We start from the raw sequence: 17,408 nt of genomic DNA, 5'->3' as shown, positions 1-17,408 counted from the left end.
TTTGTTTTTAAATTTATCTCATTTTTCCTGTATAGAAACATCATATAACTAAATCCCAATAATAGTTTTTTTTGAGAATAAAGCTTCATAATTCATTCAAATACCTGAGGTATAGTGCGTAAACCTTTTAACACTTTCATAAGATAAGTCATTTCTCAGATGCTTAATTTTGTACGTTCAAATTAATGAGATGATTCGTTGGATACTTTTTGCTATTTTATTTATCATACTTACTGCTTACGGTTTTCAAGCCATAAGAACAGTAACTAAACAAACATGGGTTTACTATCTGTTTTTTGTAGTAGCCATTGTAGTGGTTGGTAATTTTATCTTTCAGTTTACGGGAACTAATGAAGGTCGCGTATTAACCCCGTCTAAAAGTTTTGCATTCGGATATTTGCTGACATTTATGGCCTTTAATTTAGTACTTGTGCCATTTTTATTTGGTGAAGATATCATTAGAGGAATCATAGGACTTTACGATAAGGTGGTGGTGAGAAAAGATGAATTCCATTTACCATCGCGCCGTAAATTTGTAAGCCAAGTGGCTTTAGGTCTAGCAGCGATACCTTTTAGTTCTCTTTTATACGGTATGTATAAAGGGAAATATAACTTTAGAGTATTAAACTATACGTTGCATTTTGAAGATTTGCCTGAAGCCTTTGATGGGTATAGGATTACTCAGATTAGTGATATACATTCAGGAAGTTTTGATGATAAAAGTAAGATTGAATATGCCGTAGACCTTATAAATGAGCAAGAATCTGATGTGCTATTGTTTACAGGTGATATGGTGAATAATAAAGCCTCTGAAATGCTGCCATGGAAAGATACCTTTGGAAGATTGAAGGCTAAAGATGGTAAATTTTCAGTTTTAGGAAATCACGATTACGGTGATTATGTCGATTGGAATTCGCCTGAAGAAAAGCATCAGAATCTTGAAGATTTAAAAATAATTCAAAAAGAAATTGGTTTTGATTTATTGTTGAATGAAAGTCGATATCTTGAAAAAGATGGTCAACGATTGGCCTTAGTTGGTGTTGAGAATTGGGGTAAAGGCGGTTTTAAGAAAGCAGGTGATTTAACTAAAGCTGCAGCGCAAATAAAGTCTGATGATTTTAAGATATTAATGAGTCACGATCCAAGTCATTGGGAAGCTAAAGTACTCAATGACCCTTATCATTATCATCTAACGTTGAGTGGCCATACACATGGTATGCAATTTGGAATAGAAATTCCGGGTTGGATTAAATGGAGTCCTGCAAAATGGCGCTATAAACATTGGGGAGGTATTTATACAGAACTCAACCAGCATATTAATGTTAATCGAGGATTTGGGTATTTAGGATATCCTGGACGTGTTGGTATTTGGCCAGAAATCACCGTGATTGAGCTCAAAAAAGGTTCGAAAAGTGCTTAATTGTAAAGAATTGTTTATTTTTATATAATGCATGCTTCACTTACAGTTGCTTATTGCTACGAGTTTGAAGTATTAATTTAACTAAAACCATAATGTATGTCAAAATTTGGAGAATTAATAGATGGTCAAGTCCCTGTTCTTTTAGACTTTTATACGGAGGGAAATGTTGAATCTACGGCTATGCACCCTATACTTAAAGATGTTGCCGCTGCATTAGGAGATAAAGTTAAAGTTATTAAAATAGATATTAATAAAAATATAGAGCTTGCAGAAGCATTACGTGTTAAGAGTTTGCCTACGTTAATTATTTATAAAAGCGGTGAAATGAAATGGAGGCATAGTGGCGCACAAGAAGCAAACTATATTATTGATATTATACAACACTATGTGTAAACCAAGCTGATTCTAAGATGTAATGGCTTTAAAAACAAAACCTTTTTCACTGTAGTGCTGTAGGATCTTGGGAAGAACGTATTTTAAATTTCGTGAAGCCTTTACGCTATCATGTAGAACAATTATGCTACCTCCTTTTGCTGTTGAGATTATATTTTTAAGGCAGATCTCTTTAGAAACTGATTCATCCCAATCAAAGGGTAAAACGTCCCATAAAACAATCTTATAACCTAATTCTCGTATCCTTTTACTTTGCTTTCCTTTAAACTTCCCATAAGGCGGTCTAAATAATTTTAGATTTTCAGATTCTAAATCACTATTAGTAATATAAGGTTTACTAGTGTTTATTAAAAACTGTGTTTTATTTATATCTTCAATATACTCCTCAGTTCTGCTTTTCCAACCTTTTAAATGATTATAGGTGTGGTTTCCAATGGTGTGGCCTTCTTTTATAAGCTTCTGAAAAATAAGTGGATGCTTTTCAATATTATTTCCGATACAAAAAAATGTTGCTTTTGCATTATACGCTTTTAATGTTGTAAGAACCCAATTAGTGATTTCGGGAGTCGGACCGTCATCAAAAGTTAAATAGAGTTCTTTATGAGGCGTGTTGATATTCCAGATAAAATTTGGAAACAATGTTTTTACAAAGTTGGGCGTTTTAGCTGGAATAATCTTCATGCCATTCTAATTCTCAGGTGCGATTTTTTCAATAGTATCTTTAATCGCATTTTGAATGTCAATATCATTTGTTACCTCTGGAACTTCAGGTGAACCATCTGCATTGTAACGATTCATTAACTCATCAAATAAACTTAAATAACTATTGAACGTTTTAGTTTCTTGTAAAGCAAATTCTTTATCGTTATAGATCACTAGAATATCAATTAAAGATCTGTAGCGTTGTATGTCCATATAAATGTCATCACCAACTAAACGGTCTTGATTTTCTATTGAAAGACCACTGTAATAAACTAAGTTTTCTTGATATTTTTTAGCTACATCTTTATATAGTGCTCGTCCCTTCTCTACATTACCAATTTCATAATAAGCACTTACATAAGGTTCAAGTAATGAGTAAAAACCAAATTTATCAACAGGCATTTTTTCCATGGCAATATCTGCTACTTCTTCTGCTTTATCTAGTTGGTCTTCATTAATTAACTCTTCTATAAGTCGCGCTAAATTACCTCTATAAGTAATACCATTTCTTCGAGTTTCAATATCGTAGTAAATATCTTCTCCACTGCCACCCCATTTCCAATCTTTAACCATATTGTACATAAGGCTAGGATCAACACGGCCCATATCATAAGGGTTTGCTCTGTCAACAGGTGTTTTAATAGGTACTAATTTATAGCACATACCGTCAAGCTGTAAATAATCTTTTAACCAAACGTAATCTTCAGCACCAAAAGCACCTCCTGTAAAATAGATAGGGCGTTCCCAATTATTGTTAGCTAATATATCTAACATTAAAAGTCGATTTTTATAAATGTAACCACCACTAATTTGTGTATATAGATTATCTACAATTTTATCAGCATCTTTAGGTTGAACTGTGCCGTTTTTCAAAACCGTTTCTTTGTTTACAGGAATACTAATATTACGTGTTGGGTAATAATTAGAATTCAATAAATGCTTCGGATAGCGACTTGGGTCGTCTCCTTGAGTTTCAACAGCAAACTTAACTTTAGTGTTCGGTTTTTCACTCGCCACAAAGTCCATAAACTGTCTAATGTCTAAGGTGTCGTTTGCAATTCTAGCACTGATCTCTTTATAAGCGACAACATCCCTAGCTTCACCGCGGTACTGGTTGTGTGTTAATTGAGAAGGTATTGGATCACTATCGTAAGCTTTACGTTTCATTTGATCGATATACCAATCTGTTTGAAATAAACTTGTATTAACAACACGCACATCTGTTCTTACACCTTCAATTTCTTGTAAATACCATAGCGGGAACGTATCATTATCTCCAATAGTAAAAAGAATAGCGTTCGGTGCGCAAGATTCTAAATATTTACGAGCCATAGAATTTGTTGTGTATTTACCAGAACGATCGTGATCATCCCAATTGTTAGCAGCTAAAATACCTGGTACAATAACGAGACAAACTAAGGTGATAGCAGGGGCTAGTAGTTTCGTTTGCAAACTTTTTCTTAGAAGATCGTATATAGCATAAACACCAAACCCAATCCAAATTGCAAATACGTAAAATGAACCGACAACCGAATAATCGCGTTCTCTTGGTTCAAAAGGTCTTACATTGGTGTAAAACTGAATGGCTATACCTGTCAGTAAGAAAAACACCAATAAAACCCAAAAACGTTTTAGGTCTGAATACATTAAGAAAAAGAAACCTGCTAAACCTAATAATAAAGGCAAGAAATAATACGTGTTTCTAGATTTATTATCTAGAACATCTGTTGGCAGATTATCTTGAGATAAACCTAAATGTATTTCATCAATAAAAGAAATGCCTGATATCCAGTTTCCATTTTTGTACGTGTATCTTCCTTGAATATCATCTTGACGTCCAGTAAAATTCCACATAAAATAACGCCAATACATATAGCCAAACTGATATTGAAACATGTAAAAGATGTTATCCATAAAAGTTGGTTTCTCTATAATTAAATACTGTTGACCATAACGTTTTAAAAACTGATTATAACCTTCGTAATCAATATCTCCATTAGCAACACGCATTTTAAAATCATTAACTACTTGGTCAAATTTCTGTTTTTCACCCAAAGCATATTGACTTGCTTGTTCTTCTGTTAAGCCAGCGTTCATAGCTTCATTGTATGCACGTGTTTGCAAAGCAGGATCTACCTTAAAATCAATTAAGCCAGTAAACATCATGTAGTTTTCAGCATGTTCTGAACTCCACATTCTTGGTAGAATAGAAGCATGCTCATGGTTGTAATTTTGTTTACTTTTCTCCCAATCGTTTATAATTACATATTTACCAGCTTCGTCATCACGCTCGTAATTCTTTTTATCATCAATGAATGGTTCGTTTTCATCTGCGCCAGAATATATCTCTGTAAAAAAGGGACCGTAGAACAAGTGCGTTTCTGGATATTGCTCTAAATTATAATAGGCTAATAACTCTCTAGCATCTGAAGGATTATTCTCGTTAATAACCACATTAGCATTGGCACGTATAGGTAACATCATCCAAGATGAAAACCCAATAAAAATAAACATCAAACAAAGTACTAATGTATTGGCATGTTTAAAACCTTTATTTCTGGTATAATTTAGGCCAAAATAAAACAAGGCTATAACCATTATACCAGAAATGATTGTACCTGAATTAAATGGTAATCCAATAGAGTTCACAAAAAACACCTCTAAATTACCAAAAAGTTCTAGTGTAGATGGCAGTAATAACTTAAATATAAAAAGCAAAATAGCTGCAGAAGCAATATTTGCAATAATAAAATTTTTGACTGTAATGGTTTTGTAATTCTTAAAATAATAAAGTAGACCAATAGCAGGAATCGTTAATAATCCCATAAAGTGTACACCAAACGACAAACCGATAACAAAGGCGATTAAAATAAGCCAACGATTTCCACGAGGTTGATTCATGTCTTGTTCCCAACGCAGACCTAAGTAGAATAAAACAGACATTATTAAGGTAGCCATGGCATAAACTTCGGTCTCTACGGCATTAAACCAAAAGGAATCTGTAAAGGTAAATGCTAAACTACCAACTAAAGCACTTCCTAAAATAGCGTAAGCTTTACCTGTGTTTTTATCATCATTATACTTTGTTAGTTTTACCAACAATATAGTGATGGTCCAAAACATAAAAAGAATGGTAAATGCACTTGCAACACCACTCATCATATTCATTATCATCCCAATTTGTGAAGGTTCTAATGCAAACGTAGAGAAAAATGCTCCAAACATTTGAAACAATGGAGCTCCCGGTGGGTGTCCTACCTGTAATTTAGAAGATGTTAAAATATACTCACCAGCATCCCAAAAACTAACGGTTGGTTCTATGGTAAGTGCATAAACGACGCATGCTACGGTAAAAACAAACCATCCTAAGATGTTGTTCCACTTTTTAAAGTTAAAATCTGTCATGAAAAACCTTGCTTAATAATGCTGGCGAATTTACTAATTATTAGGTAAACGCCTAGGTTTTTAAGTTAACGTTAAGTTTTTTTAAAAAAAATCATATTTTGTTTTGTCAAACTAAAAGTTTGTTTTAAATTTGCACCCTCAAATAAGAGATTGGCCCATGGTGTAACTGGCAACACATCTGTTTTTGGTACAGAAGAGTCTAGGTTCGAAACCTAGTGGGCCAACCATAAGAAGAAATCCTAGTCAGAAATGATTAGGATTTTTTTCGTTTTATAAGGGCTTTTATTTTAGATTTTAAATGTGATGACTGGTCTATTTGCATGGTTAACTAAATCTTCACTTATACTTCCATTAAAAAAATGTGCAATACCTTGTCTTCCATGTGTGCTAATACCAATTAAGTCAGCATCTATATCTTTGGATACATTGAGAATGCCTTGTTCAATGGTGTAGTCATTATGGATGTTAATGGTGTAATTTTCAAAACTTTGACCAGAAATAAAATCTTTAATTCTAGATTGAGCTTCATAAGAAGTCATAAAATCGTTAGATGTAATGACTAAGAGTAGGTGGATTTTCGATCCAAATGCTTTGGCAAATTTCACAGCTTGTCTATAGGTGTCTTTATTGTCGTATTTAAAGTCTGAAGCAAAAACAAAATTTGATATTTTAAAATCAAGATGTTCATTTTTAATAACTAACACTGGTACTTCGGAAGAGCGAACTACCTTTTCGGCATTAGAGCCTATAAACATGTCTTTAAGTCCTGTTGCTCCATGAGAGCCCATTATAATTAAATCTATATTAAATTCTAGACAAGAATCTTTTATTTCATTAAATGTAATGTCTTCCTTTACTGTTTCATGGACTGTAATGTCTTTTAGATAATCTTGAGCCATTAGAGTTTCAAATTTTTTACGAGCTAAATTCATAAAAAATAAAGTTTCTGGAATAATGCTTTCTGTTTGTCCTTGATCTGTTTGACGCATAGGGATTTCCATCATATGCAAAAGGTAAATTTCTGCATTATATTTTTTGGCAATCATTGCGGCAACTTTTAGTGCGTTTTCGGCATGGTCTGAAAAATCCGTTGGAACTAATATTCTATTCATAGCAGTTATCTTTATTAATTAATTGAGTCTCTTTAAAGTTAAGGAAATAAATCAACATTGTATCGCTTGGCAATTTGGATATAATAACGTATATTTGCACCGTTATTTAGTAAAAATAAATAAGCGAGAGGACGAAAAGTCCTCTCTTTTTATATTAAGAAATGTTAAAGAAAATACTAGAAGACTTATTACAGACGGCATTAGACGAGAGGACAGATTTGTTTTTAATTGACTTTTCTTTGTCAGGAGAGAATGCTGTTAAAATTATAATTGACGGCGATAATGGCGTTTTAGTTGAAGATTGTATGTTCATTAGCAGAGCTATTGAGAACAATATAGATAGAGAAGAACACGATTTTTCTTTAGAAGTTCTTTCTTCAGGAGCTGCATCACCTTTAATTTTGCCAAGACAATATGATAAGCATGTTGGCAGAAATTTAGAGATTAAGACGAAAGATAATCAAAGTCTTGAAGGTGAACTTACAGAGGTGAATGAAAAAGATGTGGTTCTAAGTTGGAAAACAAGAGAGCCAAAACCTGTCGGAAAAGGAAAAGTAACAGTCATTAAAACAGCGACCGTTACCTTCGACAATATTAGAGAAGCAAAAGTTAAAATAAAATTTTAATTCATATCAATCATGGAGAATATAGCGTTAATTGATTCATTTTCAGAATTTAAAGACGACAAATCAATAGATAGAGTTACGCTAATGGCAATTCTTGAAGATGTATTACGTAATGCATTGAAGAAGAAGTATGGTGATGACGATAATTTTGATATTATTATAAATCCAGATAAAGGGGATTTAGAGATATGGAGAAACCGTATTGTTGTTTCGGATGGAGAAGTTGAAGAGCCTAATCAAGAAATTGAATTATCAGAAGCTCAAAAAATAGAACCAGATTTCGAAGTTGGTGAGGATGTTGCTGAAGAAGTTAAGTTAATTGATCTCGGTAGACGTTCTATCTTAGCATTAAGACAAAACTTAATTTCTAAGATTCATGAGCATGATAACACAAACATATATAAGCAATTTAAGGAATTAGAAGGCGAAATATATACAGCAGAAGTACATCACATTCGTCATAGAGCAATTATTTTGTTAGATGATGAGGGTAATGAAATTATACTTCCAAAAGACAAACAAATTCCTTCAGATTTCTTCAGAAAAGGAGAAAACGTAAGAGGGATTATTGAAAGTGTTGAGTTAAAAGGAAGTAAACCTGCAATTGTGATGTCTAGAACATCACCATTGTTTTTAGAAAAATTATTTGAACAGGAAATACCAGAAGTTTTTGATGGTTTAATTACCGTTAAAAAAGTAGTACGTATTCCTGGTGAAAAAGCGAAAGTTGCGGTAGATTCTTATGACGACAGAATTGACCCAGTTGGAGCTTGTGTAGGTATGAAAGGTTCTAGAATTCACGGTATTGTACGCGAATTAGGAAACGAAAATATCGATGTTATTAATTACACAACTAATGTACAACTTTTTGTAACAAGAGCATTAAGCCCAGCAAGAGTAACCTCTCTTAAATTAGATGAAGAAAACATGAGAGCTGAGGTTTTATTGAAACCAGAAGAGGTTTCTAAAGCAATTGGTAGAGGTGGTCACAACATTCGTTTAGCAGGTCAATTAACGGGTTACGAAATTGACGTCTTTAGAGAAGGTGCAGAAGAAGATGTGGAATTAAAAGAATTCTCAGACGAAATAGAAGGATGGGTAATTTCTGAATTTAGTAAAGCTGGTTTAGATACTGCAAAAAGTATCTTAGAACAAGATGTTAAAGATTTAGTGAAGCGTACAGATTTAGAAGAAGAAACAATCTTAGATGTCATTAGGATTCTAAGAGAAGAATTTGAAGAATAATATCCGTATAATTATAAAATGATTTTAGTCAATACATTTTATAGTTACATTGGTACAATACTAATTTTATTTAAAATTGATTTTGAATAAAATGATGATTTTTTATCTTTATACCAATCAAAATAATAAAGCATAGCGTAACGTTATAATTTATTGTATTGTAGAAATAAGTATAGGAAATTTATTTATCAAACGTTTTAATATAGTTAGTATATAATATATTTAAGTATTTTACAGGCAATTTATGGCTCAAACAACAAGATTAAATAAAGTATTAAGGGAACTGAACATCTCAATAGATCGCGCAGTGGATTTTTTAGAATCCAAAGGTGTAGAGATTGAGAAAAGTCCTAATACTAAAATTTCGCAAGAGGTTTATAATACGTTATCTGGTGAATTTCAGACAGATGCATCCAAACGTGAAAAAGCCCAAGAAGTGAGTGAAGCAAAACTTAAGGAAAAAGAAGAGCTTCGCGAACAGAGAGAGCGTGAAATTGAAGAAAAGCAAAAGCAAAAGGCTGAAAGGGAAGCAGTAGTCAAAGCTAAAGCTGAGTTAAGTGGTCCAAAACAAGTTGGTAAAATAGACTTAGATAGTAAGCCTAAAGCTGAAAAGGAAGAAGCCCCTAAAACTCCAGAAGTTAAAGAAACTCCTAAACCAGAAGTTCCTGATGTTAAAATAGAGGAGCCTAAGGTAGAAGTTAAGGAACCGGAAAAACCTAAAGAGACTCCAAAAGTCGATAAGGTTGAAAAGGTTGAACCAAAGGTTGAGAAAAAAGAAAAAGTAGAAGTTGCTAAGGTAGAACCTAAAATAACTAACTTCGATAAAGTTGCTAAGGCAGCACGACCAGAACCTAGGGTTGTTGCAAAAAAGGAAGAAAAACCTGAAGCTCCAGCTGAACCAGTAGAGGAAACGTTAAAGACGAAGTATCAGAAACTCTCTGGACCAACAACAACGGGTAAAAAAATTGATTTATCTCAATTTAATAAGCCTAAGAAGAAAAAAGTAGAAACAGCAAAACCTGGAGATGCTAACAAACGTAAAAGACGTAGAATTAGTAAAACAGGAGATACTAGTAATAAGCCAAACTTTGATAATAGAAGAGGGGCACCTAAAGGAAGAGGAGGTAACGCTGCAAGACCAAAAGTGGTTAAAACAGAGCCGACAGAAGAGGATGTTCAAAAGCAAATCCGTGAAACTTTAGAAAAACTTCAAGGTAAATCTAATAAAGGTAAAGGAGCAAAATATCGTAGAGATAAAAGAGATCATCACCGTCAACAAACGGAAATTGATCAAGAAATAGCTGCTGCAGAAAGTAAAACCATTAAGGTTACTGAATTTGTTACAGTAAGTGAGATGGCTACGATGATGGAAGTTGGTGTAACACAAGTTATTTCGGCATGTATGTCTTTAGGTATGATGGTTACCATGAACCAAAGATTAGATGCAGAAACGTTAACTATTGTTGCTGAAGAATTTGGTTTTGATGTAGAATTTATCAAAGCAGATATCGAAGAATCAATTGTGGTTGTAGAAGACGATCCAAAAGATTTAATCGAAAGAGCTCCTATTGTAACCGTAATGGGTCACGTAGATCATGGTAAAACATCTTTATTAGATTATATACGTAAAGAAAATGTTATTGCAGGAGAATCTGGAGGGATCACACAGCACATTGGTGCTTATGGTGTAGAACTAGAGAACGGTCAGAAAATAGCATTTTTAGATACACCAGGTCACGAAGCCTTTACAGCGATGCGTGCTCGTGGTGCTCAAGTTACAGATATTGCAATTATTGTTGTTGCTGCGGATGATGCTATTATGCCTCAAACAAAAGAAGCAATTTCTCATGCACAAGCTGCAGGAGTACCAATCGTATTTGCAATTAACAAAATTGATAAGCCAGATGCTAACCCTGAAAAGGTAAAAGAGCAATTGGCACAAATGAATTTATTAGTAGAAGATTGGGGTGGTAAAATTCAATCTCATGATATCTCTGCTAAAAAAGGAACAGGTGTTAAAGATTTGCTTGAAAAAGTATTATTAGAAGCAGAACTTTTAGAATTAAAAGCCAACCCTAATAAAGCAGCAAGCGGAACAGTAGTTGAAGCTTACTTAGATAAAGGTAGAGGTTATGTATCTACAATTTTAGTACAAGCAGGTACATTAAAAGTTGGTGATTACGTTTTAGCAGGTAAGAACAGTGGTAAAGTAAAAGCTATGCAAGATGAGCGAGGACAAGATGTCAAAGAAGCTGGTCCCGCAACCCCTGTATCTATATTAGGTTTAGATGGAGCACCTCAAGCAGGTGATAAGTTTAATGTCTTTGCAGATGAACGTGAAGCGAAACAAATTGCAACAAAACGTGCACAATTACAACGTGAACAGTCTGTAAGAACTCAACGACATATAACACTTGATGAAATTGGAAGACGTATTGCTCTTGGTGATTTCCAAGAATTGAATATCATTCTTAAAGGTGATGTTGATGGTTCTGTTGAAGCATTAACAGATTCATTCCAGAAATTATCTACTGAAGAAATTCAAGTTAATATTATACATAAAGGTGTTGGTGCCATTACAGAAAGTGATGTGTTATTAGCAACGGCTTCAGATGCTATTATTGTTGGGTTTAATGTACGTCCAGTAGGAAATGCAAGAATGATTGCTGATAAAGAAGAAATCGATATCAGAACTTATTCTATTATCTATGCAGCGATTAACGATCTTAAAGATGCAATGGAAGGTATGTTATCTCCAGAAGTTAAGGAAGAGGTTACAGGTACTGCTGAAATTAGAGAAATATTTAAAGTATCTAAAGTTGGAAACATTGCAGGTTGTATGGTAATGAATGGTAAAATATTTAGAAATTCTGGTATCAGAATTATTAGAGATGGAGTCGTTGTTCATACAGGTTCATTAGAAGCTTTAAAACGATTTAAAGATGATGTTAGAGAAGTATCTAAAGGTTATGACTGTGGTATGCAGATTAAAGGCTATAACGACATCGCAGAAGGTGATGTAATAGAAGCATTCCAAGAAGTACAAGTGAAAAAGAAGTTGAAGTAATAGAATTCATATAAAACAAAAAAACCGACAAGTAATTGTCGGTTTTTTTATGGAATAAAATGAATGATTATTTAATCATCAGTCTTAGGTTGAAAGATGATTGCATACATGTATTTTTCTTTAATTTTAGCCCATGCGCGGTCAGCTTCCAAACGTTTAGAGAAGTTACCTACCCAAACTTTATAATTAGGCGTATTCCAAACAATTTCTACAGGCCATTCGTTGTATTGATTTAAGAAATTCGATTTTTCACGTTGTGCCTTATCAATATCTACATTTTGGTAGACTTGGATTCTATAGACTTTAGATGTTTTAACATCCTTCTTAAATTCTAGTAATTTGTCAATATCACTATCTTGACTCACGGTTACTTTTCCTTCTTGTGCATTTATTGAGAAGCAAAGGCTTAAACCAGTAATTACAACGGCAAAATATTTATTTTTTAATTTCATAAGTTAAATTATTAGGCAAAGGTATAGTATTCAAATTAACAAAAACAAATTTTTTATTCACATTTAAAGTGTAATTAATTGTACTACAAGCGATCGATATATAATGAACGAATATTCTAATATTAAATTTCAAACCTTACTATTTAGAATTGGTATAAATTATCTATTAACCCATATCTAAGATTTTTAAAACCCACATTAAATGTTACTTTTGCGAGAGTTTTTTACAAATAACTTTTTTCATTTTGAATGAAAAAATCGTACCAAAGTTTAGAAGATAATCCAAATTATAATATGAAACAGGTGATTTACTGTAGTTTAACCGCAAAGATGTCTCGTCTTTGCCTTTTTCTATTACTTACGTTTTCAACCGCTCTTATCGCCCAAGATGGTGATCCAGTAAATGGGAAGTCACTTTTTAATTCAAATTGTGCAGCATGTCACAAGTTAGATGCACCAATGACGGGTCCAGCTTTAAGAAATGTTGAAGCAAGACTTGCAGATGATGAAGGTTTAGATAGAGAATGGTTGTCGGCATGGATTAGAAATAGTTCATCGTTAATCAAATCTGGTGATGCTTACGCTAACAAGGTTTATAACGATCATAATGGAACTCAAATGACTCCATTCCCGCAATTAAGTGATCAAGATATTTCAGATATTTTAGCTTACACAGCGGCTCCTAAACCAGAGCCCGTTGTTGTTGAGAATACTGGTGGTGGAGAAGCGACACAACAAGGCGGTATCTCTAATGATTTAATTCTTGGAGCTCTAGCATTATTGTTTGCTTTATTAGCGATGGCTTTAGTTTTAGTTAATCGTACATTAAATCGTTTTGCTGAGGCAAAAGATATTGAGCTGATTACAGAACAAGAAAAGAAAACACCATTATGGAAAGCTTTTGCTCAGAATCAATTCTTAGTGTTAGTAACTACAGTTATATTTTTACTTGCTAGTGGATATTTTGTTTATGGTTTCTTTATGCAGGTAGGTGTAGATCAGGGTTACGAGCCGGTTCAACCAATTCATTATTCTCACAGAATACATGCTGGCGACAATGGTATTGATTGTAAGTACTGTCACTCTTCTGCAAGAGTGAGTAAAACATCAGGGATTCCTTCTTTAAATGTTTGTATGAATTGTCATAAATCAATTTCAGAAGTTGCACCAGAAACATTAGCAGAAGGTACTGAGTTTGGTGTAGATTATAATTCTGAAATTCAAAAATTATATGATGCTGTAGGATGGGACGGAACGGGTTATACTGGAGATTCTAAACCTGTAAAATGGATACGTATTCACAATTTACCTGATTTTGCATATTTCAATCACTCACAACACGTAGAAGTTGGTGGTATAGAATGTCAGACTTGTCATGGTCCTGTTGAAGAAATGGAAATCATGTATCAACATGCTCCTTTAACTATGGGATGGTGTATTAACTGTCATAGAGAGACAAATGTTAAGGTTAAGGATAACGAGTATTATACTAAAATTCACGATGAATTATCTAAAAAATATGGTGTTGATCAGTTAACGGTTGCGCAAATGGGTGGTTTAGAATGTGGTAAATGCCATTACTAAAGAATCTTTAAGTAATCTCTTGCTATAATGAGAGTGGCTTATAAGGGTTAGAGAATTGATAATAAAATAATAAAATTAAATATTTAGATGAAATGAATGACGATTTTCAAAGCTGAAAATCTTAATTCATAAATCGAAAATTATAAATAAACACTATGTCATCAAACAAGAAATACTGGAAAAGTGTTGAAGAGCTAAACGAAAATAGCTCTATTGTTGAGGCGCTTCAACAAAATGAATTTGTGGAAGAGATTCCTACAGACGAATTTTTAGGAGATAAAGAGTCTTTAGAGTCTTCATCTACTTCGCGTCGTGATTTCTTAAAATATGTTGGTTTCAGTACAGCGGCAGCTTCTTTAGCAGCCTGTGAAGGACCGGTGATTAAGTCAATACCTTATATAGTTCAACCAACAGAAATTATTCCAGGTGTTGCTAATTATTATGCTACTACAATTGCAGATGGTTTTGATTTTGCTAGTGTTTTAGTTAAGACTAGAGAAGGGAGACCAATTAAGATTGAGAACAACACTGATGCTGCTACTAATGGTACAGCGAACGCAAGAGTTAATGCTTCTGTTTTAGGATTGTATGATAGCCTAAGGGTTAAATCACCAATGAAAGGTGAGTCAGAAATTTCTTGGGACACTTTTATGTCTGAAACAACTTCGAAGTTAAAAGGACTTAATGGTAAAGCAATTGTATTGTTAACGCAATCAATGCCAAGTCCCTCAACAAATAAATTAATTGCAGATTTTAAATCAAAGTATGGTAATGTAAGTCATGTGACCTATGATGCTATTTCAGAATCTGCAACATTAGATGCTTATCAAGCAAAGTATGGTACTAGAGGAATGGCCAATTACGATTTCTCTAAGGCTATGACTATTGTTTCTATCGGTGCAGATTTCTTAGGAGATTGGCAAGGTGGTGGATTTGAATCTGCTTATGCCAAAAAGCGTGTGCCTGCAAATGGTAAAATGTCTAGACATATTCAGTTTGAGTCTAACATGTCTCTTGCTGGTGCTAATGCAGACAAGCGTATTCCAATAACACCTAGTCAACAAAAACTAGCATTAGCTAAATTGTATAGTTATGTTACCGGTATTGCCTTGCCGGGCGCTTTACCACAAGCTTTAGATGCCGCAGTTAAAGCAGCAGCTTCTGAGTTAAAGAAAGCGGGTAGTAATGGGGTTGTTTTAACAGGAATTCAAGATGTTAATGCACAAACTACAGTTTTAGATATTAATGAGCACTTAAGAAGTAAAGCTTTTGATTCTAAAACAGCGATTAAAACAAGACAAGGTAACGATAAGGCAGTTACCAAGTTAGTAGCTGATATGAAAGCTGGGAAAGTTGGGGCTATTATTATGAATGGAGTAAATCCATTATATACTTTGCCTAACGCTGCTGATTTTAAAGCTGGACTTTCTAAAACGGAATTATCCATTGCTTTTTCAATGAAGCAAGATGAAACGTCTTCTAATTGTCAGTATATCGCAGCAGCTCCACATTATTTAGAGTCTTGGGGTGATATTGAAATGAAAACGGGTCATTATTCGATGATGCAACCAACAATTCGTCCATTATTTGATACAAAGCAGTTCCAAGAAGTATTAATGACTTGGACAAATGCTACAGGTACTTACAGAGATTATTTAAAATCTGTTTGGACACAAAGTATTTTAAATGGCGCTTCATTTAATAAAGCAATTCAAGATGGTGTTTTTGTAAGTAGTTCAGTTGGTTTTGGTTCTAATGGGACATCAACTACGGCTACAACAACTACTTCAGAGTTAAAAGATGAAAAAGATAGAACATTTTTAGGCGGTGTCATTCATGACGTTGCCGTAGGTGTTGGTATCAAAGATGAAGATAAAGACGATTACGTTACCAATTCTACTTCTACCACAATAGGAAATGATAATTTAGGGACTGTATTGTCTGGTGGAGCAGCAGCGAGAGCATTAGCAGCTTCAGTTAAAGAAAATGGATTAGAATTAACTCTTTATACCAAAACAGGTATGGGTGATGGTCAACAGGCTAATAATCCATGGTTGCAAGAATTTCCTGATCCAATAACAAGAACTTCTTGGGATAATTACTTAACGGTTTCTCAAGCCGATGCTGAGAAATTGGGATTAGAGAATTGGAATGTTGCAAATGGTGGTTTAAATGGTAGTTATGCAAAAGTTTCTGTTTCAGGAGCTGAAGCAATTACAGTACCAGTACTTATTCAACCAGGTCAAGCTAAGGGCTCTGCAGGTTTATCATTTGGTTATGGTAGATCATCGAACGCTTTAAAAGAAGAAATGAAAACGGGTGTTAATGCCTATTCATTATATCAAAATTTTAATACAATACAAAACGTTACTATTGAGAAAGTTACTGGAGAGCATGAATTTGCTTGTGTACAGTTGCATAATACTTTAATGGGACGTGGTGATATTATCAAGGAAACTAACCTTGAGATTTTTAATACTAAAGATAAGAAACATTGGAATGCAATGCCTGAAGTATCTCTAAACCATATAGAGACACCGGTAACATCTCCAGATGTTGATTTATGGGATGAGTTTGATCGTTCTATAGGACATCATTTTAATCTATCTATCGATTTAAATGCTTGTACAGGTTGTGGTGCATGTGTAATTGCTTGTCACGCAGAAAACAATGTACCTGTTGTAGGTAAATCTGAAATGAGACGTAGTAGAGATATGCACTGGTTGCGTATTGACCGATATTATTCTTCAGAAGATACATTTAAAGATGATTTAGATAAGAAAAACAATATTTCAGGACTAAGCAGTTCATTAAGTGAATTTGGTGAATTGGAAAATCCAGCTGAGAGTCCTCAGGTGGTATTCCAACCTGTAATGTGTCAACATTGTAACCATGCACCTTGTGAAACAGTTTGTCCTGTTGCGGCAACAGCTCATGGTCGTCAAGGTCAAAACCACATGGCTTATAACCGTTGTGTAGGTACACGTTACTGTGCTAACAACTGTCCTTATAAAGTACGTCGTTTTAACTGGTTCTTATATAATAAGAATGACGAATTCGATTACTATATGAATGACGATTTAGGACGTATGGTATTAAACCCAGATGTTGTAGTAAGATCTCGTGGTGTTATGGAAAAATGTTCTATGTGTATTCAAAAAACACAAAAAACAATTCTTGATGCTAAACGTGATGGACGTCCTGTTAAAGATGGAGAATTCCAAACAGCTTGTTCTGCAGCATGTGGAAACGGTGCTATGGTATTTGGTGATATCAACGATAAAGACAGTAAAATTGCAGAGTTAAAAGAAGATGATCGTATGTATCACTTGTTAGAATATGTTGGAACAAAACCTAACGTATTTTATCATACAAAAGTGAGAAATACATCAAAAGCGTAAA

11 protein-coding genes and 1 tRNA gene are annotated in these 17,408 nt (G+C 33.8%); 8 read left to right on the top strand and 4 right to left on the bottom strand.

The window, feature by feature from the left end; translation table 11 throughout:
* Positions 1-190 precede the first annotated feature (190 nt).
* Together HM985_RS02550 and HM985_RS02545 are read left to right on the top strand one after the other, a co-directional pair.
* The gene (locus HM985_RS02550; RefSeq protein WP_179374725.1) at positions 191-1,420 is read left to right on the top strand and encodes a metallophosphoesterase; all 1,230 of its coding nucleotides are present in this window, start codon (positions 191-193) and stop codon (positions 1,418-1,420) included.
* A gap of 96 nt (positions 1,421-1,516) precedes the next feature.
* Positions 1,517-1,813 (top strand): thioredoxin family protein, encoded by a 297-nt coding sequence (locus HM985_RS02545; RefSeq protein ID WP_179374724.1) that lies wholly within the window; start codon positions 1,517-1,519, stop codon positions 1,811-1,813.
* A gap of 12 nt (positions 1,814-1,825) precedes the next feature.
* Here HM985_RS02545 and HM985_RS02540 read toward each other — a convergent pair whose 3' ends face one another.
* On the bottom strand, positions 1,826-2,494 hold the full coding sequence (locus tag HM985_RS02540) for a polysaccharide deacetylase family protein (RefSeq protein ID WP_179374723.1): 669 nt from the start codon (positions 2,492-2,494) through the stop codon (positions 1,826-1,828).
* A gap of 6 nt (positions 2,495-2,500) precedes the next feature.
* Positions 2,501-5,920 (bottom strand): protein O-mannosyl-transferase family, encoded by a 3,420-nt coding sequence (locus tag HM985_RS02535; protein WP_179374722.1) that lies wholly within the window; start codon positions 5,918-5,920, stop codon positions 2,501-2,503.
* Positions 5,921-6,071: 151 nt separating this feature from the next.
* On the opposite strand from HM985_RS02535, the gene HM985_RS02530 reads away from it, so the two are divergent.
* Positions 6,072-6,147, top strand: a tRNA-Gln gene (locus HM985_RS02530).
* 60 nt (positions 6,148-6,207) lie between these two features.
* Here the strand turns inward: HM985_RS02530 and HM985_RS02525 are convergent.
* Positions 6,208-7,032, bottom strand: coding sequence for a universal stress protein (locus HM985_RS02525; RefSeq protein ID WP_179374721.1), 825 nt, complete (start codon positions 7,030-7,032; stop codon positions 6,208-6,210).
* Between the two features lie 161 nt (positions 7,033-7,193).
* On the opposite strand from HM985_RS02525, the gene rimP reads away from it, so the two are divergent.
* The 3 genes from rimP (at position 7,194) to infB (ending at position 11,970) form a co-directional block, all read left to right on the top strand.
* Complete coding sequence (gene rimP / locus HM985_RS02520) at positions 7,194-7,658, top strand: ribosome assembly cofactor RimP (RefSeq protein WP_179374720.1); 465 nt, start codon at positions 7,194-7,196, stop codon at positions 7,656-7,658.
* Between the two features lie 12 nt (positions 7,659-7,670).
* Positions 7,671-8,903: a transcription termination factor NusA gene (gene nusA / locus HM985_RS02515; RefSeq protein WP_179374719.1), complete on the top strand. Its 1,233-nt coding sequence runs from the start codon at positions 7,671-7,673 to the stop codon at positions 8,901-8,903.
* Positions 8,904-9,147: 244 nt separating this feature from the next.
* Positions 9,148-11,970, top strand: coding sequence for a translation initiation factor IF-2 (infB, locus tag HM985_RS02510; RefSeq protein WP_179374718.1), 2,823 nt, complete (start codon positions 9,148-9,150; stop codon positions 11,968-11,970).
* A gap of 71 nt (positions 11,971-12,041) precedes the next feature.
* Here infB and HM985_RS02505 read toward each other — a convergent pair whose 3' ends face one another.
* Positions 12,042-12,422 (bottom strand): SPOR domain-containing protein, encoded by a 381-nt coding sequence (locus tag HM985_RS02505; protein ID WP_179374717.1) that lies wholly within the window; start codon positions 12,420-12,422, stop codon positions 12,042-12,044.
* A 294-nt stretch (positions 12,423-12,716) separates the two neighbouring features.
* Here HM985_RS02505 and HM985_RS02500 point away from each other — a divergent pair, with 294 nt between their 5' ends.
* Together HM985_RS02500 and HM985_RS02495 are read left to right on the top strand one after the other, a co-directional pair.
* Positions 12,717-14,006, top strand: a complete 1,290-nt coding sequence (locus HM985_RS02500) for a c-type cytochrome (protein ID WP_179374948.1) — start codon at positions 12,717-12,719, stop codon at positions 14,004-14,006.
* A 155-nt stretch (positions 14,007-14,161) separates the two neighbouring features.
* A complete protein-coding gene (locus HM985_RS02495) occupies positions 14,162-17,407 on the top strand; it encodes a TAT-variant-translocated molybdopterin oxidoreductase (RefSeq protein WP_179374716.1) in 3,246 nt (1,081 codons plus the stop codon).
* Position 17,408 lies beyond the last annotated feature (1 nt).

The organism is Winogradskyella wichelsiae (genome assembly GCF_013403925.1).
Classification (GTDB): domain Bacteria; phylum Bacteroidota; class Bacteroidia; order Flavobacteriales; family Flavobacteriaceae; genus Winogradskyella; species Winogradskyella wichelsiae.
This window is presented reverse-complemented; position numbering and strand designations above follow the sequence as displayed.